Annotated in this window: 28 protein-coding genes; 10 read left to right on the forward strand and 18 right to left on the reverse strand. The window is 69.4% G+C overall.

Features of this window, described 5'->3' with window-relative positions; all coding sequences use genetic code 11:
- Positions 1-92 precede the first annotated feature (92 nt).
- The 3 genes from ACQP2X_RS33615 to ACQP2X_RS33625 form a co-directional block, all read right to left on the reverse strand.
- Complete coding sequence (locus tag ACQP2X_RS33615; RefSeq protein ID WP_498688783.1) at positions 93-710, reverse strand: ClpP family protease; 618 nt, start codon at positions 708-710, stop codon at positions 93-95.
- Positions 707-1333, reverse strand: a complete 627-nt coding sequence (locus tag ACQP2X_RS33620) for a ClpP family protease (protein WP_498688785.1) — start codon at positions 1331-1333, stop codon at positions 707-709. Before ACQP2X_RS33620 ends, ACQP2X_RS33615 begins: the two co-directional genes overlap by 4 nt.
- A gap of 94 nt (positions 1334-1427) precedes the next feature.
- Entirely contained in the window at positions 1428-1748 is a 321-nt protein-coding gene (locus ACQP2X_RS33625) for a hypothetical protein (RefSeq protein WP_498688786.1), read from the reverse strand.
- Positions 1749-2000: 252 nt separating this feature from the next.
- On the opposite strand from ACQP2X_RS33625, the gene ACQP2X_RS33630 reads away from it, so the two are divergent.
- Positions 2001-2246: a hypothetical protein gene (locus ACQP2X_RS33630; RefSeq protein ID WP_498688788.1), complete on the forward strand. Its 246-nt coding sequence runs from the start codon at positions 2001-2003 to the stop codon at positions 2244-2246.
- Between the two features lie 40 nt (positions 2247-2286).
- On the opposite strand, the gene ACQP2X_RS33635 is transcribed toward ACQP2X_RS33630, so the two are convergent.
- Genes ACQP2X_RS33635 through ACQP2X_RS33665 form a run of 7 tightly spaced genes read right to left on the reverse strand, consistent with a single transcriptional unit; the run spans position 2287 to position 9855 of the window.
- Positions 2287-4317, reverse strand: coding sequence for a PQQ-dependent sugar dehydrogenase (locus ACQP2X_RS33635; protein ID WP_498688790.1), 2031 nt, complete (start codon positions 4315-4317; stop codon positions 2287-2289).
- 50 nt (positions 4318-4367) lie between these two features.
- Positions 4368-5267: a LamG-like jellyroll fold domain-containing protein gene (locus ACQP2X_RS33640; RefSeq protein ID WP_498688791.1), complete on the reverse strand. Its 900-nt coding sequence runs from the start codon at positions 5265-5267 to the stop codon at positions 4368-4370.
- A 57-nt stretch (positions 5268-5324) separates the two neighbouring features.
- The gene (locus ACQP2X_RS33645) at positions 5325-6080 is read right to left on the reverse strand and encodes an ABC transporter ATP-binding protein (protein WP_498688793.1); all 756 of its coding nucleotides are present in this window, start codon (positions 6078-6080) and stop codon (positions 5325-5327) included.
- Positions 6070-6786 carry an ABC transporter ATP-binding protein gene (locus tag ACQP2X_RS33650; protein WP_498688794.1) on the reverse strand — a complete coding sequence of 239 codons (717 nt, stop codon included), beginning with the start codon at positions 6784-6786 and terminating at the stop codon, positions 6070-6072. Before ACQP2X_RS33650 ends, ACQP2X_RS33645 begins: the two co-directional genes overlap by 11 nt.
- Positions 6783-7808 (reverse strand): branched-chain amino acid ABC transporter permease, encoded by a 1026-nt coding sequence (locus tag ACQP2X_RS33655; protein WP_498688796.1) that lies wholly within the window; start codon positions 7806-7808, stop codon positions 6783-6785. The genes ACQP2X_RS33650 and ACQP2X_RS33655 overlap by 4 nt, the downstream gene beginning before the upstream one ends.
- Positions 7792-8667, reverse strand: coding sequence for a branched-chain amino acid ABC transporter permease (locus ACQP2X_RS33660; RefSeq protein WP_498688798.1), 876 nt, complete (start codon positions 8665-8667; stop codon positions 7792-7794). Before ACQP2X_RS33660 ends, ACQP2X_RS33655 begins: the two co-directional genes overlap by 17 nt.
- 6 nt (positions 8668-8673) lie before the next feature.
- Entirely contained in the window at positions 8674-9855 is a 1182-nt protein-coding gene (locus ACQP2X_RS33665) for an amino acid ABC transporter substrate-binding protein (RefSeq protein ID WP_498688800.1), read from the reverse strand.
- Positions 9856-9997: 142 nt separating this feature from the next.
- On the opposite strand from ACQP2X_RS33665, the gene ACQP2X_RS33670 reads away from it, so the two are divergent.
- Positions 9998-11026 carry a LacI family DNA-binding transcriptional regulator gene (locus ACQP2X_RS33670; protein WP_498688802.1) on the forward strand — a complete coding sequence of 343 codons (1029 nt, stop codon included), beginning with the start codon at positions 9998-10000 and terminating at the stop codon, positions 11024-11026.
- Positions 11023-12381 (forward strand): Rossmann-fold NAD(P)-binding domain-containing protein, encoded by a 1359-nt coding sequence (locus ACQP2X_RS33675; RefSeq protein WP_498688804.1) that lies wholly within the window; start codon positions 11023-11025, stop codon positions 12379-12381. The genes ACQP2X_RS33670 and ACQP2X_RS33675 overlap by 4 nt, the downstream gene beginning before the upstream one ends.
- A 130-nt stretch (positions 12382-12511) precedes the next feature.
- Here the strand turns inward: ACQP2X_RS33675 and ACQP2X_RS33680 are convergent, their stop codons facing one another.
- Complete coding sequence (locus ACQP2X_RS33680; protein ID WP_498688807.1) at positions 12512-13231, reverse strand: hypothetical protein; 720 nt, start codon at positions 13229-13231, stop codon at positions 12512-12514.
- 107 nt (positions 13232-13338) lie between these two features.
- Here ACQP2X_RS33680 and ACQP2X_RS33685 point away from each other — a divergent pair, with 107 nt between their 5' ends.
- A complete protein-coding gene (locus ACQP2X_RS33685; RefSeq protein ID WP_498688809.1) occupies positions 13339-13950 on the forward strand; it encodes a DUF1345 domain-containing protein in 612 nt (203 codons plus the stop codon).
- A gap of 49 nt (positions 13951-13999) precedes the next feature.
- On the opposite strand, the gene ACQP2X_RS33690 is transcribed toward ACQP2X_RS33685, so the two are convergent.
- The 4 genes from ACQP2X_RS33690 to ACQP2X_RS33705 all read right to left on the reverse strand — a co-directional run bounded on the left by ACQP2X_RS33690 (position 14000) and on the right by ACQP2X_RS33705 (position 17510).
- Positions 14000-14203 carry a cold-shock protein gene (locus tag ACQP2X_RS33690; RefSeq protein ID WP_097323584.1) on the reverse strand — a complete coding sequence of 68 codons (204 nt, stop codon included), beginning with the start codon at positions 14201-14203 and terminating at the stop codon, positions 14000-14002.
- Positions 14204-14334: 131 nt separating this feature from the next.
- Positions 14335-14520, reverse strand: coding sequence for a hypothetical protein (locus ACQP2X_RS33695; protein ID WP_498688810.1), 186 nt, complete (start codon positions 14518-14520; stop codon positions 14335-14337).
- Positions 14521-14686: 166 nt separating this feature from the next.
- Positions 14687-15607 (reverse strand): alpha/beta fold hydrolase, encoded by a 921-nt coding sequence (locus ACQP2X_RS33700; RefSeq protein WP_498688815.1) that lies wholly within the window; start codon positions 15605-15607, stop codon positions 14687-14689.
- Between the two features lie 85 nt (positions 15608-15692).
- Positions 15693-17510, reverse strand: coding sequence for a glycoside hydrolase family 15 protein (locus ACQP2X_RS33705; RefSeq protein ID WP_498688816.1), 1818 nt, complete (start codon positions 17508-17510; stop codon positions 15693-15695).
- A 127-nt stretch (positions 17511-17637) separates the two neighbouring features.
- Here ACQP2X_RS33705 and ACQP2X_RS33710 point away from each other — a divergent pair, with 127 nt between their 5' ends.
- Entirely contained in the window at positions 17638-18072 is a 435-nt protein-coding gene (locus tag ACQP2X_RS33710) for a VOC family protein (RefSeq protein WP_498688818.1), read from the forward strand.
- An 89-nt stretch (positions 18073-18161) separates the two neighbouring features.
- Here ACQP2X_RS33710 and ACQP2X_RS33715 read toward each other — a convergent pair whose 3' ends face one another.
- Positions 18162-18764 carry an SGNH/GDSL hydrolase family protein gene (locus ACQP2X_RS33715; protein WP_498688820.1) on the reverse strand — a complete coding sequence of 201 codons (603 nt, stop codon included), beginning with the start codon at positions 18762-18764 and terminating at the stop codon, positions 18162-18164.
- 71 nt (positions 18765-18835) lie between these two features.
- Here ACQP2X_RS33715 and ACQP2X_RS33720 point away from each other — a divergent pair, with 71 nt between their 5' ends.
- The 5 genes from ACQP2X_RS33720 (at position 18836) to ACQP2X_RS33740 (ending at position 22202) form a co-directional block, all read left to right on the forward strand.
- Positions 18836-20272: an amino acid permease gene (locus ACQP2X_RS33720; RefSeq protein WP_498688821.1), complete on the forward strand. Its 1437-nt coding sequence runs from the start codon at positions 18836-18838 to the stop codon at positions 20270-20272.
- A gap of 41 nt (positions 20273-20313) precedes the next feature.
- A complete protein-coding gene (locus ACQP2X_RS33725) occupies positions 20314-20772 on the forward strand; it encodes a hypothetical protein (RefSeq protein WP_498688823.1) in 459 nt (152 codons plus the stop codon).
- An 84-nt stretch (positions 20773-20856) separates the two neighbouring features.
- Complete coding sequence (locus tag ACQP2X_RS33730; protein ID WP_498688824.1) at positions 20857-21201, forward strand: STAS domain-containing protein; 345 nt, start codon at positions 20857-20859, stop codon at positions 21199-21201.
- Between the two features lie 10 nt (positions 21202-21211).
- Positions 21212-21937 carry an ATP-binding protein gene (locus tag ACQP2X_RS33735; protein WP_498688826.1) on the forward strand — a complete coding sequence of 242 codons (726 nt, stop codon included), beginning with the start codon at positions 21212-21214 and terminating at the stop codon, positions 21935-21937.
- 22 nt (positions 21938-21959) lie between these two features.
- Positions 21960-22202, forward strand: coding sequence for a hypothetical protein (locus tag ACQP2X_RS33740; RefSeq protein ID WP_498688828.1), 243 nt, complete (start codon positions 21960-21962; stop codon positions 22200-22202).
- Here ACQP2X_RS33740 and ACQP2X_RS33745 read toward each other — a convergent pair.
- Entirely contained in the window at positions 22199-22981 is a 783-nt protein-coding gene (locus ACQP2X_RS33745; RefSeq protein ID WP_498688829.1) for a polysaccharide lyase family 7 protein, read from the reverse strand. The two genes, ACQP2X_RS33740 and ACQP2X_RS33745, sit on opposite strands and share 4 nt — an antisense overlap.
- Positions 22982-23060: 79 nt before the next feature.
- Positions 23061-23564: a hypothetical protein gene (locus ACQP2X_RS33750; protein ID WP_498688831.1), complete on the reverse strand. Its 504-nt coding sequence runs from the start codon at positions 23562-23564 to the stop codon at positions 23061-23063.
- Positions 23565-23688: the final 124 nt, after the last annotated feature.

A 23688-nucleotide genomic window follows, 5' to 3' on the forward strand; every position in this document is an offset into this window, starting at 1 on the left:
GGCACCCATTTGTCCGGCGGCGTGGACTCGGCGCGCTTTGAGCTGCGCGCGCTTGAGCGGCTCGCGCGCTTTGAACGGCTCGCGGGCTTTGGTCAGCTTGCGGCGGACAGGCGGTAAGCGCGCTCGGGGCGGCTCGTGATGACCCGGTCGGCCAAGCCGTAGGCCACCGCGTCGGCGGCCGACAGCGTCATGCTGCGGTCGGTGTCGGCCCTGATCTTCTCCACCGAGTGGCCGGTGTGCCGGCCCAGGATCGCGTCCATCTCGGCCCGCACCCTCGCCACCTCCTTGGCCTCCACCGCCAGGTCGGGCAGCGTTCCCCGGGCCTGGCTCGAAGGCTGGTGCAGTGTCACCTTCGCGTGCGGCAGCACCGACCGCCGCCCGGGGGTGCCCGCCGCGAGCAGGGCGGCCGCCGCCGAGGAAGCCTGCCCGACGCAGATGGTGGCGATGTCACATCGGACGAAATGCATCGTGTCGTAAATGGCGGTCAGCGCGCTGAACGAGCCACCGGGCGAGTTGATGTAGAGCCCGATCTCCTGCTCCCCCGCCGACTCGAGGTGGATCAGCTGGGCGATCACCACGTTGGCCACGCCGTCGTCGATCTCGGTGCCCAGGAAGATGATCCGGTCCGACAGCAGGCGCGAATAGATGTCGTACGCCCGCTCGCCGTTCGGGGTTTTCTCGACGACTGTGGGAATCGTGTACTGGCTCATGCGCTCAACCCCATCGGCTGACGGGCCAGAGCCGGCCGTACGTCGTCGACGCTGTCCAGGATGTGATCGATGAGCCCGTAGTCGAGCGCCTCCTGCGCCGTGAACCATCGATCGCGGCGGCTGTCCCGCTCCACGGTCTCGATCGGCTGCCCGGTGTGCTCGGCCGTCAGCTGAAGGAGCGTGGTACCGACCCGTTCCAGCTGTTCGGCGTAGATCTCCACGTCGGCCGCCGTCCCGCCGAACCCGGCCGAACCCTGGTGCATCAGCACCTGGGCGTGCGGCAGGGCGAACCGCTTGCCCGGCGTGCCCGCGGTGAGCAGGAACTGGCCCATGCTCCCGGCCAGGCCCAGGGCGAGGGTGCTGACGTCGTTCGGAATGAGCCGCATGGTGTCGAAGATGGCCAGCCCCGCGCTGACCGACCCACCCGGCGAGTTGATGTAGAGGCTGATGACGCTCCGCGGGTCCTCGGCCGACAACAGCAGCAGCTGCCCGCACAGGCGGTTCGCGATCTGGTCGTCGACTTCCGACCCCAACACGATGATGCGCTGATGCAGCAGTCTGGCCGCCACCTGATCGTCGATGCTTCCCGCCGTCCACGGCGCTTGTCCAGCAGCAGATCGCATGCTCGTCTCCCGGCTCTCGTGCTTGCACTCGCTGGACCCACCATGGGAGCCGCGACGCCCGATCACCAAGCCGATCTGCCATTAGCAGATGAGCTCAGGAGACGTACCAGTCGAAGATCTCCCACCCCGGCGGCGTGACCATCACCAGAACCATGACGACGCTGGCGACGGTGACCGCGAGCAGGGGCCGCGACGGCGCCACCCGCAGCCGGCGCACGGCCAGGAAGACGCACGGAACGGCGATGAGAAGCCCGAGGGCGGTCGCCAGGACGGCCGGGTACGACCAGGCGGGTGGCGACTGCTCGGGGAAGAACCGGGCGTCGGTGCCCAAGTAGGCGACGACGCCGTAGAGGTACGCGGCCACCACGACCGCCTGAATGGTTATCAATGCCCCGGGCCCACGCCGCTCCACCACCGCCGCAGCCTACCGGGCGGGCGAACATGGTTCACTTCTCCGGCTCAGGTTCGAGGTGGAGGTGCACGGGGTCATGCGGCTACGTCATCCGGCGCGTCGGCCACGACGCCTGGCTGAAGCTGACCACGCTGCCGAAGAACGAGCCGCTCGGCGAGAAGGACCTCGGCAAGTGGGTCCGCTTCTCCGCGAGCGAACTGGACGACACGATCACGCTGGGCTCCGGATTTCCCTTGGGAGCTCCTACGGAGAACGGTGAAGCAGGGCTCCGGCGTCACCCGCTCCGCCGAGCGGTCGTTCAAGGGAGCCCAGATCCGCAAGCCGGAGGCGAAGGACGGGCACTTCGCCGCCCGGGTGACCAGCGGCATCGGTGGGTCGTTCGACAACGTCTACGTGATCGAGTTCTCCGACTTCGGCCTCTCAGTGGAGCTGCAAGCACCGCCCGCGGCCGAGGTGATCGACGTGGACTACGTGGATCCGCTCGCGGCCGGATTTTGGTGAACCCGGCCGGGTGGGTGTGTGCCCACCCGGCCGGTTCCGGTCAGGCGGCCGGGGTTCCGGTCACCTTGAAGTCGCGGGTACGGCCGATGTTGTCGAAGGAGCCGAAGCCGACCCGGCCCGAGCCGAACGTCGTGTCCCGGGCGGTCATCAGCGGGTCGCAGTTGCCGTCCACGTAGACGGCGATCTCGCCGGTGGCCGGCACGTGCTTCACGCGGACGTTGTGCCAGGCCGCGTCGACGATGGCCGGGTTCGCTCCCCGGGAGCGGCCGTTCCACTGATAGTCGATGCGTTCGCGGTCGGCGTTGTTGACCTTGAAGATGCCGTTGTGCGGATAGATGGTGTTGTCGGTCGAGAGGTGCGCGTAGTAGAACTCCGTGTCGGACTTGTAGCCGAACACGATGATGACGTCACGGTTGGTGACCTCGACCGGTTCGTCCAGGCGTACCTGGGCCGTGATCTCGACGCTGGAGAACGCGGGTCCCTTCGTCAGCACGGCGTATTCGAACGGGCGGCGCGGGCCCGGCCGGGCCACACCGGCCTCGGCCAGGATGACCTGGCCGTTCTCGAAGCGCCACTTCGACGGCGTCACCGGCGCCCAGTTGGCCGCGGCGGCCGTGTTCGTGACCCGCGTGTTGCCGACCCTCTCGTCGGCGAAGTACGCGGCGTCGGTCACCTTCCAGATCTTGCCGTTGGCCTTGGCCAGGATGTAGAGCTCACCCTTGGCGTCGGTGCCGAAGCGCAGGTCGACCCGGTTGGGGTCGCCGGGCGCGCCCGGCGAGGAGAGTTCCTGCATCCGTACGGACTGACCGGCCGGCGTGAACAGGTGCAGCCGGTGGATGGTGGCCGGGGCCTGTCCGCGCCGCATCTCGCTCGCCTCGGTGTAGAACACCGTGCCCGCCACGAGGTCGCCGAAGATGTATTTGCCGCGCAGTTTCGGAATGTCGGTGCCGCGGTAGACGAAACCACCCGCGACCGCCACGCCGACGTCGTCGGTGCAGTTCCAGCCCGGCGCCGGATTGTGGTCGTAGGACGCCACCGGATAGGTGTAGCCGTATTGCGCGTCGTCCGCCGGCAACGGGTAGAGCCGGTCACAGACATTCGTCGCCGCGCGGTCGAACAGCAGCCGGCCCTCGCGCTCGCTCCAGCCCATGTTGTCGCCGGCGCGCACCTCGTAGATGGCCTCTGTCGACTTCTCGCCGATGTGACCGAGATAGAGCTTGCCGGTGGCCCGGTCCCAGCTGAACCGGTGCGGGTCACGGAAGCCGAGCGCGTAGATCTCCCCGAGCGCCCCCGCGCGCCCCACGAAGGGGTTGTCGGCCGGGATGCCGTATTTCCCGTTCGGCGCGTTCGTGCCCCGGGGGTCGATCCGCAACAGCTTCCCGTGCGGCAGAGCCAAATTCTGAGGATCGGTGTTCCGTACGCCCAGACCGCCGTCCCCGACCGCGAGATAAAGCTTGCCGTACTCGGCCGTGCCCTTACGGGCCGTGGGGTTGAAGTTGATTTCCTGGATGCCGTGGATCTGGCCGCCGAACCCGATCCGCAGCACCTCACGATGGGTGCCGGCGAAGGTGTCGGCCTTGGGGTCGGTGGCGGTCCACTCGTTGATGACGCCGTGGAAGAGCGTGCCCGTCTGCTGATAGTCCGGCACTGCCGTGGTCTGCGACGCCTGCTCGGTGTGAATGGTGTAGAAGACGCCGTTCTGCTTGAAGTCCGGGTGGAACGTCACGTAGCCGAAGCCCTGCCCGAGCCCGCGCCCGGAGAAGAACTGCGGCTGGAACTGAGCCCGTACGTCGAGATAGACGTGCGGCACGCCGTTCTTCACCAGATAGAGGTTGCCGTTCAGGTCGGGTACGGCGCGGCGTCCCGAGCCGTCGGGCACCTCGAGAATGGTGTTGATGCGCGCGATCCGGTTGAGCCGCTGATCGGTCAGCGGCGGCTGGGTGAACGACTGCGGGAACGACGCGTATTCGGTGAGCTCGAGACCGAGCGACGAGGCGACCGGCTCGACCGGAATCGGGTCGTCGATGGGCTCGCCGGCCGGCGCCGCGAGCGCCACGGTCGGCGCGGCCACCAATGTGGACAGAATGACCGCGGCTGATAAAAGGAACCGTCTCATGAAGATCATCCCCGTCGGTTGTAATAGCGGTACTGGGCGGCGACCTCACGCGCGGACAGCGACCGGTCGAGGAACGTGAGCGCGTCCATCCGGCAGTCGCACGGGTTGCGCTCGACCGTGTTCTGCGGGAAGCTCCCGCCGATCTTGATGCCGCGCGGATCGCTCGCGGTCGTCACGTGCGGGCCCGGACCGGCGACCAGCCACGGGTCGTCGGTGCGCGTGTAGAAGCCCTCGACCGGCTTGCCGTCGCGGTAGAGCGCCATCGTCCCGGCGTTGAAGTCGAAGGTCGCCGCGATGTGCACCCACTTGTCCTTGGGCAGCAGCGTCTTCCAGTCCTCGTTCGCGGCGAAGGTCTGCGAGTTGCCGCCGTCGAGGCGCCGGCCGAGCGCGACCAGCCGCAGGGTGCCGTTGACGTCGATCAGTTCGAGCAGGGCCCGTACGCCATGCCCGTCGGAGTCGCCCGTGAGCACGCCCGCGAGTCCGATCGCGTTGTAGAGGTCGTTCGGATCGGCCGTGACGCTGTTGGGCGCCGGTCCGTCCATGGAGCGCTTGAACCAGCCCATCACGGTCGTCCCGCCGACCGCGTTGAAGGCTCGCAGCGTCCGTACGCCGGGCTGCGCGAAGATCCCGGCCTTCCAGTCGTCGTTCCCCGCCGTGGCCGGATCGATCTGGCGGGTCTGCAGTGCTTTCCCCGCCCCGCGATAGGCCGCGTCGCGCACGCGCTGAGCGGCTCCGCCGTTGATCAGCTCGATCTCCGTTCCGGAGCGGCCCTGGTCCCGTTCGAGGGCCGTGTCGCCGGGAACCGGATGGTCGAAGTCGTAGAGCGCGACGACCGAGGAGCGTAGGGACGGATGGACGTCATGCGGACCCGGTGCGTCCGCGCTTACAGGTGATCCCGCTGCCACTAGCGCGATTCCCAACGCGACAGCGATTCCTCCAGTTCGTCTCACAAGGACGACCTTTCAGATTTTCGGTGGCACCTGGACCTCGGCGGGACGGCCGCCGAGATAGAGCTCCCCGAGCTGTGGATCGGCCAGAAGCTGCCGGGCAGGCCCGGAGATGTGCACGCGCCCGAGATCGAGCACGCACCCGAGGTCGGCGGTCTCCAGCGCGCGCCGGGCGTTCTGCTCGACGAGCAGCACCGCCGTTCCGGCGTCGCGCATCCGCACGACCTGTTCGAACACCGTGCTGGTCGCCTTGGGGTCCAGTCCCATCGAGGGCTCGTCCAGCAGGACGACCTTGGGATCCACCATGAGCGACCGGGCGAACTCCACCTGTTTCTGCTGCCCGCCGGAGAGCAGCCCGGCGAGCGATCCCCAGCGGTCGGCCACCACCGGGAAGATCTCCTTCACGAACGCGACGCGTTCGGCGATCTTGCGTTGGTCACGCAGGGTGTAGGCGCCGAGCAGCACGTTCTCCTCGACGGTCATCTCGCGGAACACGCTGTGTCCCTGCAGCACGAGCGACACTCCGTGACCGAGCATCTGCTGCGGACCGGCGCCGGTCACGTCCTTCCCGGCGACGACGACGCGACCGTCGCGGGGCTTGAGCAGTCCCCCGGCGACCTTCAGCACTGTCGACTTGCCGGCGCCGTTCGGCCCGACGAGACACACGATCGCGCCCGCCGGCACGCTGACGCTGAAGCCGCGCAGCACCGGCGCCGCCCGGCCGTAGCCGGCCTGGACATCGACCAGTTCAAATTCGAATTCAGACGCCAAGGTACGCCCCCAGCACGCGCTCGTCGGTGCGGATGACCGAGGGCGGTCCGTCCGCGATGGGCCGTCCCCGGTCGAAGACCACGATGTGGTCGCTGATGCTCATGACCAGGTCCATGTTGTGCTCGACGATGACGAAGGTGCGCCCCTCGGCGTTGAGCTCGCGGATCAGCGTGCCGATCCGGTCGAGCAGCGCCGGGTTGACCCCGCCGGCCGGCTCGTCGAGCAGCACCGTCTCGGGCTCGGCCATCAGCACCCCGGCCAGTTCGAGCAGTTTCTGCTGCCCCCAGGACATGTCACGGGCCTCGCTGCCGGCGAGGTGCTCGATGCCGAGCCGGGTCAGCCAGCTCATCGCCTTGTCGATGTCCGCCCGGCTCTTCGCGCTGGTCAGGCCGCCCCGGGGTACGGCCGCCAGCACGTTCTCGAGGGCCGTCATCCGCGGGAACGTGCGGCACAGCTGGAACGTGCGGCCGAGCCCGGCCCGCGCGATCCGGTGCGGCGCCTTCCCCGTGAGGTCACGGTCCTTGTAGGTGACCCGCCCCGAGTCCGGCTTGATCATCCCGGTGACACAGTTGAAGTAGGTCGTCTTCCCGGACCCGTTCGGCCCGATGAGCGCGTTGACCTTCCCCGCCTGAAACTCCACGGTCGCGCCGTCGAGCGCGGTCACGCCACCGAAGGCCTTCCTCAGCTCACGCGTCGCGAGGCTCATACCGCCGCCTTTCGCTGCTCGGCCAGTTCGGCTGCTGTTACCTCGCGGATGGAAGACTTTTCCTTGCGGTCGAACCGCTTGAGGAGGTCGCCGATGGCCGGGAGGACGCCGTCGGGCATGAAGAGCACGACCAGGGCCAGCAGGACGCCGGTGGCGACCAGGTGGAGGGGCGTGTCGCCGTACTCGACCTTGAAATATTCGAGGGCCGTGCCGACGAGGATCGCGCCGGCCACCGGGCCGAACAGGTTCCGCACGCCGCCCAGCAGCGCCATCAGCACGAGATAGGAGCCGGTCAGGATGGAGAACTGGAACACCGGGTCGAGGTCGCCGAACCACAGCGCGTACAGGCCACCGGCGAGCGCGGTGAAACCCGCGGAGACCACGAAGACGATGAGCTTGTACGCGAAAGTGGGCGTGCCCAGCGCCTCGGCCTTGTCCTCGTCCTCGCGGATCGACTTGAGACCGAGCCCGAACCGCGAACGGTCGATCAGCCACCAGGCCAGCAGCGCGATCGCGAGCAGGGCCGCGAACAGGTAGTAGAAGACCCGGTGGTGCTCGGGGCGGGTCAGATCGAACGGGCGCGGCACCACGAGGCCACGGGAGCCGCCGGTGAACGACGCCCAGCTCTGGAAGACCAGCAGCAGGATCAGCACGAGCGCGATCGAGACGATGACGAAGGAGGCGCCACGCACCCGTAGCGCGGCCATGCCCAGCGGCACGGCGAGCGCGGCCACGAGCAGGGCGGCCGCGGCCAGCGCGACGAACGAGGGCAGGCCGGCCTTGACGACCAGCAGCGCGGTCGCGTATCCGCCGAGCCCTGCCAAGGCCCCGTGCCCCAGTGAGATGTAGCCGGTGAAGCCGCCGACGAAGTTCCACGAGGTCGCGAGGACCGCGTAGTTCAGGACCAGGACACCGGAGGACAGGATGTACGGGTTGGGCGCGAGAGTCGGGAAGATGAGGATGGCCACGGCCAGCAGCGCTATGGCCGTGCCGGCAAGAATTCTCTTAGAAACGTTGGGCAAGGCGGCCTCCGAAGAATCCCTGCGGCCGGAACGCGAGCGTCGCGAACAGGGCCACGTAGAACACGGTCTGCGCCCACGTCGTGCCCATCGGGATCTGCAGCAGGCTCTGCGCCATCCCGAGGACCATCGCCGCGGCCGCCGCGCCGGGCACGCTGCCCAGGCCGCCGACCACGATGATGGCCATCAGCGGGCCGATCCAGTGCCAGTGCAGCGAGGGGTAGATGGTGGTGTCGAGCGACAGCGCCGTGCCGCCGATGGCCGCGGTGGCCAGGCCGATGCCGAAGCCGTAGCCGGCCACCCGCTCGGTGTCGATGCCCAGGAGCCGGGCCGCGTCACGGTGCTGGATGGTCGCGCGCAGGGCCCATCCGAACCTGGTGCGCTTCATCAGGACGTACAGGCCGGAGAGCGCCACGACGGCCAGCACGAACGCGATCAGCTTGACCACCGCGATCCGGGCTCCGAAGATCTCGAAGCTGGCCGAGCTGTAGCCGAGCTGGACGCGGCGCTGTGTGCCGGTGAAGGCGTAGCCGAGCAGTCCCTCGACGGTCAGCGCGATCGCGAAGGTCAGCAGCACCGACATCATGGTGAGGGTGGCCGGCCGGAGCCGGGTCAGCAGCAGGCGCTGCAGCCCGACACCGGCCGCGAAGAACAGCGGAACCGTGACCACCATCGACAGCAGCGGGTCGACGCCGATCCGGTCGTGCATCCACCACGCCAGATAGGCGGCGAGGATGAGGAACGCCGAGTGGGCGATCATCACGACCCGCATGATGCCGAAGTAGAGCGTCAGCCCGGAGGCGAGCAGGGCGTACAGGCCGCCGAGCAGCAGGCCGAGCAGAATGCTCTGGAAGACCAGCATTTCACGTCACCAGGCCGGTTTCGGGTACACGAAGTCGGCCTCCTTGACGTCCGCGGGAAGGACGATCTTGATGTCGTTGTCCACCCACTGCTGGATCATGTGGGCGCCCTGCGGCTTGCCGGTCTGGTCCCAGCTCAGCGGGCCGACGACGGTGTCCACCTTGTTCGCGTGGAGCCAGTCGACCAGCTTCTTCTGACACTCGCCCTGCTCGGCGCAGCCGGCCGCGGTGACCGCGGCCGCGACGACCTGGCCGGTGGTATATCCGTTGGCCTGGTCCTCCTCGGGCGCCTTGCCGAACTGCGCCCTGAACTTCTCGACGAACTCCTTGTTGCTCTCGTACGGCGCGTCCTGGCTATATCCGGTGGGCGACAGGATCCCGGTCGTCTTGTTGCCGATCGCCTTGGCGAACTCGGGGTTCGTCGGCGCGGTCGAGAACGCGGCCAGTTTGGGCTGGTAGCCCAGCTGCTGGAGGGCGACGATCAGGTTCACGCCGTCCTGATACTGCGAGCCGCCCACGAGCACGTCGGCCTTGGCCGTCGCGATCTTGGCCGCGATGCCGCTGAAGTCGGTCGTGTTGGGCGGGTAGACCTCGTTGACGACGGTCTTGACGCCGCCGGCCTCGAGCTTCTCCTTGAGGCCGTACGCCGTGCCCTGCGCGAACGGGTCGTCCATGGCGGCGTAGGCGGCCGTCTTGGGCCGCTGGTCGGGCGGCAGGGCCAGGATGTGCTCGGCCAGGTGGTTGTAGTGGTCGTTGGCCACGGCCGGAGCGGCGTAGAACAGGTTCTTGAAGCCCTGCTCGAAGACCTCCTTGGCCGCGCCGGCGGGCTCGACGAAGAGCATGTCGTACTCCTCGGCGACGCGGGCCGACGGCACCACCAGGCGGGTGGAGAACGGGCCCACGACCAGGTCGACCTGGTCCTTGCCGATCAGTTGCTCGTAGTCGGCGACCACCCGGTCGGCGTTCGACTGGTCGTCCAGGATCTTCAGCTCGACCTGGCGCCCGAGCAGGCCGCCCTTGTCGTTGACGACCTTGGCCCAGGCCTCGTATCCCTCCTGGACGCCCTTGCCGGGCTCGGAGAAATCGCCGGTCAGCGGCAGGGAGATGCCGACGACGATGGGGTCGCTGCTGTCGTTGCCTCCGCCTTGATCGTCTCCCGAGCACCCGGCCGTGAGGGCCAGGGCGAACACGGCGGTCGCGGTAGTTATGGCGCGGAAAGAATTTATCGGCATCCTCGGACGCTCCTCTGCACCGAGTACGAAAGCGCTTCCGAAAGCGCTTACGTACGCTAACCTGTGCCATAGATCACTGGCAATAGCTGGGGAGTTAACGATGCCGAAACCGGGCCCCGGGCTTCGCCTCATCGATGTCGCTCAACGAGCGGGCGTCTCCCTCGCGACCGCCTCCCGCGCCCTGGCCGGGCGCGACGGCGTCAGCGAGGAGGTGGCCGACCGGGTCCGGCAGGTGTCGCTCGAGATGGGATACGTCGCCAATCCGTACGCGCGCACCCTGGCCGGCGGGGCCAGCTCGACCGTCGGCCTGGTCGTCCACCAGGTCGACGACCCGTACTTCTCGGAGATCGCGGGCGGCGTCATCCAGCTGGCCGGCGAGCAGAGCCTGCTGGTGCAGATCTGCCACTCCGGCCGCGACCCGTCGCACGAGCTGCGCCAGATCCGCAGCCTCATCGCCCAGCGGGTCGGCATCATCATCGTGGCCGGCTCCGGATATAGCGACCCCCAGGTGGAGTCCTCGGCGCGCGAGGTCCTGGGCCTCTACGAGCGCAACGGCGGCCGGCTGGCGGTGATCGGCCGGCACAGCCTGGGCGCCGACGCGGTGCTGCCCGACAACGAGGCCGGCGGTTTCGCCCTGGGCGAGCACCTGATCGGCCTGGGCCACCGCCACATCGCGATAGTGGCCGGCACGGCCGCCCTGACCACGGTCACCGACAGGATGGCGGGCGTGGCCGCGGCCATGCGGGCCCACGGCCTCGACCCGGCGGCGATGCCCGTGCTGCACACCGACTTCATCCGCGAGGGCGGCCGGGTCGCCACCGAGCGGATCCTGCGCGACCACCCGTCGACGACGGCGATCATCGCCCTGAACGACGCGATGGCCATGGGCGTGCTGTCCGCCCTGCGCGAGCACGACATCGCGGTGCCGGCCCGCATGTCGGTGGTCGGCTTCGACGACGTCTCGGTGGCGGCCGACCTCGCACCAAGCCTGACCACGATCCGCCTGCCGATGACCGACATGGGCCGGATGGCACTCGACCTGGCCCTCAAGCCGAGGGCGGCCCGCCCCCGCCGCCGCCGAACCGGCCACCAGCTGATAGTCCGCGACTCCACCGGCCCGGCCGCATGACATCGTTCGCCTTGGCCGGCTTCGGTTTCCGCGCCGCCGCCTACCACCGCCTGGCCCAGCTCCTCCCCGGCTGGGAGTGCGTAGGAGCGGTGGTGCGCACACCGCGCCCTCTGCCGGTGCCCACCTTCAGCTCCCTGGCCGAGTGCGTACGCCAGTCCCACCCCGACTTCCTGGTAACCGCGGTCCCACCCACCACCACCCCCGCGTTCATCCTCGAAGCCGTGTCCCTGGGCCTCCCCGTCCTGACCGAAACCCCACCGGCCAACCCCACCCCACTGGCCCACCCCACCCCGCCCGCCAACCCCACCCCACTGACCACTCACACCGGGCCGGCCAACCCCACCCCATCGACCACTCACACCGGGCCGGCCAACCCCACCCCACTGGCCCACCCCACCCCGCCGGCCAACACCCCGCCGCTGACCTCTCACACCGAGCCGCGTCTCCCATCGGGCATTTCCGATATTTCGCTCTCGTCGGGATCGCGGGAGCTGAGCACGGCGGCCGGCGAGTCAGGGCTGCGGAAGCAGGCGACGACGCTTGGCGGGTCCACGCCGCAGGAGCAGGCGACGGCGGCCGGCGGGGCCGGGCTGCGGGAGTTGTGGGCGGCGGTCGGTGGGTCCGGGCTGGTGCAGGTCGCCGAGCAATATCTGCTGATGCCGTCGCATGCGGCGCGGCTGGCCGCGGTGCGGTCGGGGATCATCGGGGACGCCACGCAGGTCCATGTGTCCTCCACTCAGCAGCACCACGCGGTCTCCCTCATCCGCGGGATGCTCGGCGTGGGGTGCGCTCCGGCCATTGTGCGAGCCGTTCGCACCACCGCGCCGCTGCTGGCGCCGCTCGATCGGTCCGGGTGGACCGATGATCCGCGGCCGAGGCCGGCGACCACGACGATCGCCACTCTCGACTTCCGGGACGGACGCTCCGCTGTCTACGACTTCACCACCGGGCAGACCCGCAACCTGCTGCGCCACCGCCGCCTGCTGGTCCGCGGCACGCACGGCGAGCTCCACGACGACGACATCGTCCACATGCCCGCGCCGCGCACCATCGCGCGCACCCCGCTGATCCGCCGCCAGTCCGGCCACGACCTCGACCTCAACGGCTTCGACACCGAGACCATCCTCGCCGGCGACCGGGTCCTCTACCGCAACCCCTACCCGGGCCACCGCTTCAACGACGACGAGATCGCCACCGCCACCCTCCTCGACGCGATGGCCGCCTGGATCCGGGGCGACGGCCCACCTCCGTACCCGTTGGCCGAGGGCCTCCAGGACCAAGCGCTGGCCCTGGCCATCGAGGAGGCCGCCGACACCGGCCGCGAGGTGCTCACCGCCCCGGAGGCATGGTCGTAGGCCGCCCCGGAAGCGTGGGAGTAGGCCGCACCCGGAAACACGGGCATAGGCCGCACTCGGAAACGGGGGCGTAGGACGCACTCGGAAACGGGGGCGTAGGACGCACTCGGAAACGGGGGCGCGGGACGCCTCAGAAGACGCCGATGGTCAGGAAGTCGATGATGACGCTGTCCTCGACGACCTCGGCCGCGGGTGGCGGTTCCACGGTCACGGGCACGCCGAAATCGGACAGCTTGGCGGTGAACACGTCGCCGGCCGACTCTGCGGAACCGACCGCGACGCTAGTGGGACGCCCGGCCTGATCGAGCGCCGCCGCCAGATGACCGGCCCCGGTCTTCTGCCCGGCGCTCACCTTTCCGCGGTAGGAACGGTCGCCCACGGCGCTTGCCCCCTCGGCCTGACGCAAGGTCTGTTCCGGCAGCGCCCACGGGAAGCCCTCGCCGAAGGCGGTCATGGCGTTCAGATGGTTCGGGGTCTTCTTGGCCCACTTGTTCAGCTCGCTCGCCAGGAACGGCAGCTCGGTCTCGACCGGGGGCATCTTGGTGACCTTCAGCCAGACGTCATCACCGATCCGCCGGACGACGTAGAAGTCCCCGGCGACCTCGAACGTTGTCCCGGCCGCGTCCACCACGCCGGCGAACTTCGTGCCCGGGAACTTCCCGCCAGCGTAGCTGTACTCGATGCGGGCCGACTGCGTGCCCAGCTTTTCCGCCCCGAGGGCGAGCGCCGCCTTCGGATCGGCCGGCAGTGAGACGCTGACCGCCACCTCCGGCTGCTTGACGTCGTTCTCCGGCGCGGCGCAGGCGGACAGCCCGAGCACCACCGCCAAACCCACCACCATGTGTCGCATAGCCCCGTGTTTCCTTCACCTCGATCGCGAGCTGGAGAAGTGAACCATGGTCGATGGGGGCCGTCATAGGCGGTGCATCCCTCTATCTCTTCACTTCAAAGGACGTCATGACCGGCAAGGCCACGCTCGTCCTGTCTCGCACCATCGAGGCAGCGCTCGTCATCCTCGGCGTACTCGTCATCTCCCTGGAGGATCCGTGGGAGTTCGTCGCCCTCGGCTTCTGGGATCTCATCGCGGTGCTGTACCTGGCGATCCGCATCAAGCGGCTGCGGCGCAGCCACCGCGACGACAGCAGTGAATGGCTGGCTCGCGGCATCGGCGGGCGGATGGGGCTGGCGTTCACCATCTTCACCAGCCTGGTCGGCATCTCGTCGGGGCTGGCCATCGTGATCAGCGACGGCGACCAGCAGCTGCTGGCCAAGGTGGTCGGGTTGCCGGCGGTGCTGTTCGCGTGGGGCATCCTGCACTTCGGCTACGCCGAGCGGTACGCGAAGACCTTCTACGCGGCCGGCGAGCGACCGCTTGCTTTCCCCAACACCGACCGGCCGGGCTTCGTCGAGTTCGCCTACTTCTCGTTCACGCTCGGCACGACCTTCTCGGTGTCCGACGTCGAGACCCAGACGTCGAAGATCCGGGCGCAGATCCTGTCGCACTCGATCCTGTCGTTCGTCTACAACACCGCCACGATCGGTATCGCGGTCAGCGTCATCACGGGCTGACACGCCGATGGCCGGCCCCCGCGCGGGGGCCGGCCATCGGATGACGAAGTCAGAGCGGGCGGATGTTCTCCGCCTGGGGGCCCTTGGCGCCCTGCGCGATGTCGAACTCGACGCGCTGGTTCTCCTCGAGGCTGCGGAAGCCGGAGGTCTGGATCGCCGAGAAGTGGGCGAAGACGTCGGCGCCGCCGCCGTCCTGGGTGATGAAGCCGAAGCCCTTGTCACCGTTGAACCACTTCACTGTGCCGGTAGCCATGATCTTTTCTCCCTGCGGGCATGGATGATGCGTAGGGTCACCGAATTGATCACGCTGGCGAAGAATATGAAAAGAAAACGCCTAGGAAAATCAAGACCGCAACGCGGGTCACGGTAGCACAAAAAGCAATTCTATTCGGCCGCGCGACGCTCGGCCGCCGCCGTGAGCTCGGCCAGGTCGATGTGCAGTGTGGCCAGCAGACCGCCGTGGCGCGTGGAGTCGACCTCGTCGGGAAGCTGCTCTTCGACGAACTCGGCCCGCCTGGACTGCCCGCGCCGGCGCAGCTCGTCGACGACGAGCTGCCGGGGAACGATCATTTCTGCCTCGATTTTTGGAGGATTTCGGCAGGGTGGTTCCCGTCTGCGACGACCGCTGCATCAGTCGGCCGCCGCAGACGGAAGAAATGAGAGCCGACCGTAGCACGAATCATCAACGCGAAACGATTTCAGGACCACCGAAATCATAAGACGGCGAAAATACCGGCTAGGCCGCCACCGGCACGACCGGGGCGGCCGGGGTGGCGGCCACGAAGTCCAGCACGCCCTCGGCGAAGCGCTCCGGCTCCTCGATGTGCCCCAGGTGCCCACTGCGGGCCAGGAGCAGCAAACGGGCGTACGGGATGAGCGAATGCAGTTCCCGGGCCCAGCGGGTGCCGCCGATGATGTCGTACATGCCGGCCGTGACCAGCGTCGGCACGCGCATGCCGGGCAGGTCGGCCCGGTCGTCGATCGGCTCCGGCGCGCTCAGGTAGGAACGGCGGATCTTCGGGCGCAGGCCGGACAGCTCGTCGCGGCGGGCCCAGTAGTGCGCGAACTGGGCCGGCAGGGCGTCGCGGGTGGCCGCGGTCAGCGCCCGGTCGTCGGCCGCGTCCTGGATGGCGTGCAGGGCGTCGAGCACCGCCGGCAGGGCCGGGTTCCACTGGTTGCGCCGCACGAAGCGGTCGAGCTGATGCCGGGTCTCGGCGCTCTGCTCGGGCCCGGTGACCGGCGAGCTCATGTGCAGGATCAGCCCTGCCAGCCGCTCCGGGTGGCGCAGCGCGTAGTACTGGGCGACCAGCCCGCCGTGGCAGTGCCCGAGCAGGTGCACCCGCTCGCGGCCGAGCCGGTCGAGGACGCGGTCGAGCGCCTTGGCGTACACGGGCCGGGTGTAACCGTCCGGATGCGACGGCAGCCGGCCCGAGGCGCCGGTGCCGAGCGGCTCCACGTAGACGACACGGACCCGCCGCTCGACCGCCGGCATCCGCAGGTACTCCCAGGACAGTCCCGGGCCGCCCGGGATGGCCACGCACACCTCCGGGCCGCTGCCGCGGACGTGGTAGCGCTGTGCGACGCCGTCGACGTCGATCTCATGAGTGCCGATCCGCAAAGGATTCCTGCTGCGGTCCGCGCGAAGGTGAGTTACCACGGTCGATCCCCCCAGATGCCGCTCCGTCGTTGTCCCTAACGTTCGCGCCACCAGGGTGTTCACCGGACCCGTGCAAAACCCTGGCTCAATGCCGGGCGGGCCGGCCAGGGGTACCCCGGTGGTCACGTGTGGCCCCGGTGATGGCCCAGGCCGCGTTGACCAGGCCGATGTGGCTGAAGGCCTGCGGGAAGTTGCCGAGCAGCTCCCCCGTGCCCGGGTCCACCTCCTCGGCCAGGAGATCCACATCGTTGCGGTACCCGGCTGCCCGTTCGAACACCTCGGTTGCCCGTTCGTGCTCGCCGGCCAGGGCCAGCGCCTGCGCCAGCCAGAAGGTGCAGAGCAGGAAGGTGCCCTCGTCGCCGTCGAGGCCGTCGGCGCCCCGGTAGCGGTAGACCAGGCCGCGCGGGTCGACCAGGTCCTCGGCGACGGCGTCGATGGTGGCCCGCATGCGCGGGTCGGTGGCCGGCAGGAAGCCGACGATCGGCAGCATGAGCACCGAGGCGTCCAGATCGTCCGATCCGAACGACTGCGTGAAGGCGCCCCGTGCCTCCGAATAGCCGTCCCGCAGGACGGTCTCCCGGATCTCGGCCCGGGCCGTACGCCAATGACCGGGATCCGGGAACAGCTGGAGCGCCCGGTCCAGGGCCACCCAGCACATGACCTTCGAATAGACGAAGTGGCGCGCGTGACCGCGTACCTCCCAGATCCCTTGATCCGGCTCGCGCCAGCGAGTCGCGGCGGTGTCGGCCAGCGTCATCAGAAAGCGGCGCACGTCGTCGTCCATGCCGGTGAGCTGGCCTTGCAAGGTGAGCGCCGCGCCCAGGAGTTCGCCGTAGACGTCGATCTGCTGCTGCTCCCACGCGCCGTTGCCGATCCGCACGGGCCTGCTGTCGCGCCATCCGCGCAGGTGGGGAAGGGTGCGTTCGGTGAGGTCGTGCTCGCCGCCGACGCCGAACATGATCTGCAACGGCACCGGGGTGCCGGCCGCGGCCGTGGTCATGAAGGCGAAGAAGTCGCCGGCCTCGTCCGGGCAGGCGGCCACCCAGAGGGCCTGCATGGTGAAGCTGGCGTCGCGCACCCACGAGTAGCGGTAGTCCCAGTTCCGCTCGCCGCCGGCCGCCTCGGGCAGCGACGTGGTCGCCGCGGCCACGATCGCCCCGCTCGGCCGGTAGGTGAGGGCCTGCAACACCCGGCCGCTGTGCCGCACCAGGTCACGCCAGGGTCCGTCGTACGTCTGATGGATCGCCGACCACGACCGCCAAGCCTCGATCGTGTCGGCCAGCCGCCGGGCCAGCTGCTCCTGCGACCACACGTGCGCCGGCGTCTCCTCCAGCGTCGACCGGTGCAGAGCGAAGGCCACCGTCTGGCCCGGCGTGAGCGAGAAACTCGCGGTCGCCGTCGCTTCGCTCAGGTCCGGCCGTACGGGTGTGGACAGCACCAGCCATTCGGCGCCGCCCCGGGCCGTGACGCCACCATCGGCGTACCCCAGCAAGGGTGTGAGGATCCCGTACTCGGGTCGCGGTCGATAGGTCATGCCGAGCGTCACCTCGCCCGCGACGCCGGTGACCGATCGGACGAGCAGGTGAGGCGATCCCCGGCCCAGCTCGTGGCCGCGGTTGCCGGCGCCCATGGCCAGGGCCTCGGTGACCCGGACCACTCCGCCGGCTGTGCGGAACTCGGTCTCGAGGACCAGCGTGTCGTCCAGGTAGCGCCGGCTCGACTCGAACGGCTCGACCGGCGCCAATGCCCAATGACCTGCGGTTTCGTCCAGGAGACGGCCGAAGACGGAGGGGCTGTCGAAGCGCGGGAAGCACAGCCAGTCGATCGAGCCGGCGTCGGTGACGAGGGCGGCCGAATGGCAGTCGGAGATCAGGGCGTGCGCGGCGATCGGGACACTGCTCATGCCTCGATTGTCGGCGCGCCAGGGTCCCGCCCAGGCACGGGGAGGGCGGGGACCAGGGACTATCCCTGGCTCCCCCGGGGCCCTGGCGGAGCCAGTCTGGTGACACCACATCCGATGGAGGTCCGCCATGAATTTCCGTTTCGAGGTCACCGTGATCCCGGTCAGCGACGTCGACCGGGCCAAGGCCTTCTACCAGGGCCTCGGCTGGCGTCTCGACGCCGACTTCCCGATCAACGACCACCTGCGCGTCGTGCAGTTCACGCCGCCCGGCTCGCCCGCGTCGATCCAGTTCGGCACCGGCCTGAGCGCGCAGGAGCCCGGCTCGGCCCGCGACAACATGCTGATCGTCGACGACATCGAGGCCGCCCGCAAGGAGCTCCAGTCGCTGGGCGCCGAGGTCGGCGAGGTCTGGCACGGCCTGCGCGGCCTGGACACCAGCGGCCGGGTCTCCGGCCCCGAGCCCGACCGCAAGTCGTACGGCAGCTACGCCGAGTTCAGCGACCCGGACGGCAATGTGTGGCTCCTCCAGGAGATCACGCAGCGTTTCCCGGGCCGCGACTGAGCCTCACCAGCTGACCGGATGGTCCGCGGCGGCGACCGCCGGCAGCCCGAGGCCGCCGGCGGTCGCCGCGCGCACCGTCAGCCGCATTCTCACCCGGTGGCGACGCTTGCCGCCTGGCGGATCGCCGGGGCCAGGGCGGTGGCGATGACGGCGTAGCCGGCGCTGGACGGGTGGAAGCGGTCGGCGCTGAACAGGCTGAGGTCGCTCGCGAAACCGGCGGCCGACGTCATGCCGATGTCGGCCACGTGGGCGCCCTCGGCCACGCAGGCCTGGGTCTGCGCGTCGTGCAGTGCCCGGCTTCCGGCCCGGACCAGCGCCCGCATCTCGGGCGGCACCCACGGCACGACGCTGAGGTCGGGGGCGGGGGCGACGACGACCTCGGCGCCGGCTGTCCGCAGCGTGCGCACGGCCGCCGTCAGATGCGCCACCGCCTGCGCGGGTGGGACGAGCCGGGTCAGGTCGTTGGCGCCGATGATGACCAGCACGATGTCGGGCCGCCAGGACACAGCCTGACGAGCCTGGGCGGGCAGGTCACGGCTCTGCGCGCCGGGGACGGCGAACACGCGGGGCTCGTTGGCGACGCCGTGGGCGGTCAGGTCGGCCGAGAGGCGGGCCGCGACCGTGTCCCGGCCGTGGGCGGCGCCCTGGCCGTACGCGATGGAGTCGCCGAGAATCGCGAAGCGGAGAGTCACCCCCGCTTCAACGCGCGGAGGGGCGCCGATTAATCCGTGGGGCGGTGGGTAGACGTCCGGACATCATGTCGATGTTGCGGACCAAAGCCGTCGAGGACGTTCTGGCGCGGGGCGGTGAGCTGCGGCGGCGGCTCGGTCCGTTCAGCCTGATGGGGTTTGGCATCGGGATCGTGATCGGCACCGGGATCTTCACGTTGACCGGGGTCGAGGCGCGGGATCACGCGGGGCCGGCCGTCACCGTGTCGTTCGTGCTGGCCGGGGTGGCAAGCCTGCTGGCGGCGCTCTGTTACGCCGAGTTGGCGTCCTCGGTGCCGACCGCCGGCAGCGCCTACACGTACGCCTACGCCACCATGGGTGAGATCTTCGCCTGGATCATCGGGTGGGATCTGGTGCTCGAGTTCGCGCTCGGCGCGGCCGTGGTCGCGCGCGGGTGGTCGGGCTATCTGGCGTCGCTGCTCGATCTGCCGCCGAGCCTGTTCGGCGAGGACAGCGTGGTCAACGTGGGCGCGATCGTGATCACGCTGCTGCTCGGCGCGGTGGCCACGGTCGGCATCCAGCAGTCGTCGCGGGTGACCAACGTGCTGGTGCTGGTGAAGGTCGGCATCTGCGTCTTCGTCGTCGTGGCCGGGCTCTTCTTCCTGAAGGCGGCCAACCTCACGCCGTTCGTGCCGCCGGCGCAGCCCGCCGGCGAGAGCGCGTCCGGGCTGACCCAGCCCCTGTCGCAGCTGCTGTTCGGGATCGAGCCGTCGGCGTTCGGGATCACCGGGGTGCTCACGGCGGCGGCGGTGGTCTTCTTCGCGTACACCGGCTTCGAAGCTGTGGCCAACCTGGGCGAGGAGACCCGCAGGCCCAGCCGCGACCTGCCTCTGGGTCTGTTCGGAACGCTCGGCGTGTCGGCGGTCCTGTACGTGGCGGTGTCGTTCGTGGTGGTCGGCATGGTCGACTACCGGCAGATCGATCCCGGCGCGCCGATCGCCTCGGCGTTCGAGAGCGTGGGCGCGAGCTGGGCCGCCCATCTGGTGTCGATCGCGGCCGTGGCCGGTCTGACCAGCGTGATCCTGGTCGACATCGTGGCGATCGGGCGGATCGGCTTCGCCATGTCCCGCGACCGGCTGCTGCCTCCGGCGGTCGGAAAGATCCATTCCCGGTGGGGTACGCCGTACCGGCTCACGATCGCCGTGACGCTCGGGGTCGCGCTTCTGGCCGGCCTCGTCCCCCTCTCGTCACTGGCCAACCTGGTCAGCATCGGGACGTTGTTCGCCTTCGTGACCGTCTCGCTGGCCGTGCCGGTGCTGCGCCGCACGAAGCCGGACCTCGTACGCCCGTTCCGGGTGCCGCTCTCGCCGGTCGTGCCCGTGCTGTCGGCGCTGGCCTGCCTCTACCTGATGACCAACCTGTCGGTGGAGACCTGGCTGCGCTTCCTGGCCTGGCTCGCGGCCGGCCTGATCGTCTACTTCGCGTACGGGCATCGACAGGCTTCGCTTCCTGACGTATCGTCACGCTCCTAGGGAGTGGGAGCGCTCCCAGCACACACTGCTGGAGGTGTCGCATGCGCGGCGTACTGGGTCTCACCGCTGTCCTGCTGGTCGCGGCCGCCGCCAGCAGCGGCTGCTACACGGCGACCGGCGCGACACCCGGCACCTCGGCCGCGCCCCCGAGCGTGTCCACCGAGCTGAAGTCCACGTGCGACGCGCTCGGCAAGGCGTACGGCGAACGGATGGCCCCCTTCGCCGAATCGCTGACCACCCTGGTCGGCAAGCGAACACCGGAGGCCCAGAAACGCGCACAGGACTCACTGGCCGCATTCGCCACCGCGGTCGACGACGCCACCCGCGACAGCGGCGACACCGAGCTGCGAACCGACGGCAAGAAGACCGCCGACCAGTTGCGCGCCACGTCGGGCGACGCCGCGTTCTTCGCCGCCATCAAGACGGAGAAGGACGTGACCACCACGCTGGGCCCCACCCTGAAAGGGTGGCTGACCCCGGTGACCCGTCACTGCTCCTGACCACTCCGTCCTTCAGGTGATTCGCCGCCCGTACGCGCCCTCCGTGCCGCACAATCAACGCCGGGGAGAGCGCGAAAGGACACCATGAACGGGCCGTTCACCATGAGCAAGCACGACAGCGGCGACCGAATCGTTCGCATAGTCCTCGGTGGCGAGGTCGACGCCGACGTCAGCAACGCCCTGACCGTCATGCTGCTCAACGCCGTCGAACAGAGCGGCGTCTCGGTCCTGCTGATCGATCTCGAACGCCTCGGGCTGATCACCGCGGCCGGCATCCGCAGCCTCCTCGAGGGACGGCAGGCGGCGCTGAGCAGGGGGCTCGCCTACGGCGTGGTCAACGCCGGCGGGCTGGTGCGGGAGACCCTGATCGCCGCGGGCGCGTCCGGTCTTCTGTCGCTGCAGCTCGCGCCGACCGGCCACGGCGCGTGACAATCGGAGGATGACCGGCGTTCGCTGCGAGGTCGAACCGGCGGGGACGCGCCTTCTGGTGCGTGTCCTCGGACCGCTGTCGCTGGCGTCCGTCCCCGAGATCCGCGCCACCCTGCTGAAGTGCCTGGCCGAGCGGCCCGACGCGGTGGTCGTCGACCTGGTCGGGGCCACCGTCGTCGAACCGCCCGCGGCCACGGTGTTCCTGGCCGCGTCACGCCAGGCTTCACTGTGGCCGGGCACCCCCCTGCTGATCGTCGCCCCCGACCCCGGCACGGCCCAGCTCCTGCGCGCGGGTCACGGCCGGGTGGCCGTGGTCGGCTCGGTCGAGGAAGCCCTGACGGTGGAACCCGACCGGCACATGCACTCGATCGGCGAGGTGCTGCTGCCCGTCTCCGGCGCCGCCCGGCGCGCCCGCGACGTGACCACCGAGGCCTGCCTGCGGTGGCGTCTGAGCCATCTGACCGCGCCGGCCGGGCTGGTCGTGGCCGAGCTCGTGACGAACGCGGTCGAGCACGCGAACACGATGATCGACCTGCGCCTGACCCAGGGCCGACGCTACTTCATGATCGCGGTCCGCGACGGCAGCACCGCCTGGCCCGTGCTGCCGCCGGCCGGCTCCCTCGAGCCGGACGCGCCCCGCGGGCTGCTGCTGGTCGACGCGACGGCGCTGCGATGGGGCACGCTGCCGGTCACCGGCGGCAAGGTCGTCTGGGCGGCGCTGCGCGTTCAGGTCTGACGATTACGGGTATTCGACCGTCATGACGAATCCTCAGGTTCCAGGCCTTCCCGTCGCGGCGGAGCTGGCCGCTGAGCGTACGAGAGAAGATGTCGAAAGCAGTGCGAACGGCGAGGGCGGCGAGCTGGTCGGCGCCTCCGACGCCGAGGCTGACGCGGCCCGGTCGGGCGCCGACGCCGACCTCGCCGGCGCCACCCGCGACTCGGACGGGGTGGCGGTCGGCGAGGCCGATCTGGAGGCCGACAAGCGGCGGTCCGGCGCCTAGGTGTGGCTGACGACCAGGCTGTAGAACTTGACCTTCGCGCCGTTGGTGGTGCTCTGCGAGGACGACTGGTTGTACGAGCCGGCCTTGAAGTACTGCTTGTACGGGTTGAACGACGACGGGATCGTGTAGCTGGTCCGTGACCCGTTCACGGTGAGGTTGATCTTGTTGCCGCTGACGTTGATGACGTACGTCCACTTGACGCCCAGGGCGACGTTGCCGACCTTGTGCAGCGTCTGCCCGCCGGCCGGCGAGTTCTCGGTGCCCAGGTAGATGTCGCCGTTGGGCCGGTAGTAGAGCTCCAGCAGCGGCTTGGTCGAGCTGCCGCCGGAGCCCAGGTGCACCTGGCCGACGGCGACGTTCTTGGTGACCTGCGGGATGCGCAGCTGAGCGCTGAGCGTGTGGTTGCCGGCCAGCGGCCAGTCGGCGGCCGAGCCGTCGGCGTTCATCTCGCGCAGCTCCGAGCGCGCGTAGTTGGAGTTGGGGGTGGTGACCCCCTTCTCCGGCGCCCAGAAGGTCATCGATCCGTCGTTCTTGTCGGTCCAGAAGTACGCCGGGTTGCTGTACCCGTTCGCCCCCTTGAGCCGTGCCGGCGAGATCGTGTCCGGCTTGCCGGGCGACCCGACCGGCAGCTGCAGCTGCCACACCGCCAGGTTGAAGTTGCCGCCGGGCGGCAGCGACGGGTCGAGGGTGGCCGCGCTGGCGCTGGTGACGCCGATGACGCCCAGCGTGCCAACCACGGCCGCCGACACGGCGACGGCGAGGAACTTGCGCTTGTTCATGGGGAACCTGCCCTACGGGGGATTGGCAAGACGGTTAACAATAAAGCCGTCCATCGATGCCCCGGCAAGCTCCGCGACCTTAAATATCCTTAAATGCGCGGAAGGCGGCGCCCGTGGTGGTGCCGAAGACCAGGTGAGCGCTGAGATCCTTGTAGAGCGTCTTGCGGTCGTACTCCCAAATCTGCTTGTAAAGACCGGCGGCGGGCAGAACCGCATAGCCGGTGCCCCAGACGGCGGCGCCGAACGGGGGCCCGTACGCCACGCGGGGCTTGCGCAGGGAACCGGCGAGCAAGCCGTAGGCGGCGCCGGCGCTCATCCCATAGCCCCAGTGGGTGATGTTGTTGACGAGGGCGGCGTAGCGGTCGTCGAGCTTGCGCTGAAAGAGCCCCTCATAGAGCCGCCGGCCGACCTGCGCCGGGGCGGGAGCGTCCTCCCAGCTCTTGACGCTCGCGGAGAACTCCCACGTCTTGAAGCTGTCCTTGCCACCGCCGCGCCGATAGCGCAGATACCAGAGCGTGTCCATGGCGAGAGTGCCCACGGCACCGGCCACCAGACCCCGAACCACCGCACCGAGAGGTGTCATCACGTTTCTCCTTCCAAGGCTGCGACCCATACTTCTCCCGTACGGGCGCGGAAGGATCCCTAAAGTGACGAGCGCTTCCCCAACTGAACCGACGACAGCCGGCACGCGTTGAGCGTTCGTTTCG

The organism is Actinoplanes sp. CA-131856, from assembly GCF_050956135.1.
In the GTDB taxonomy this organism is placed as follows: domain Bacteria; phylum Actinomycetota; class Actinomycetes; order Mycobacteriales; family Micromonosporaceae; genus Actinoplanes.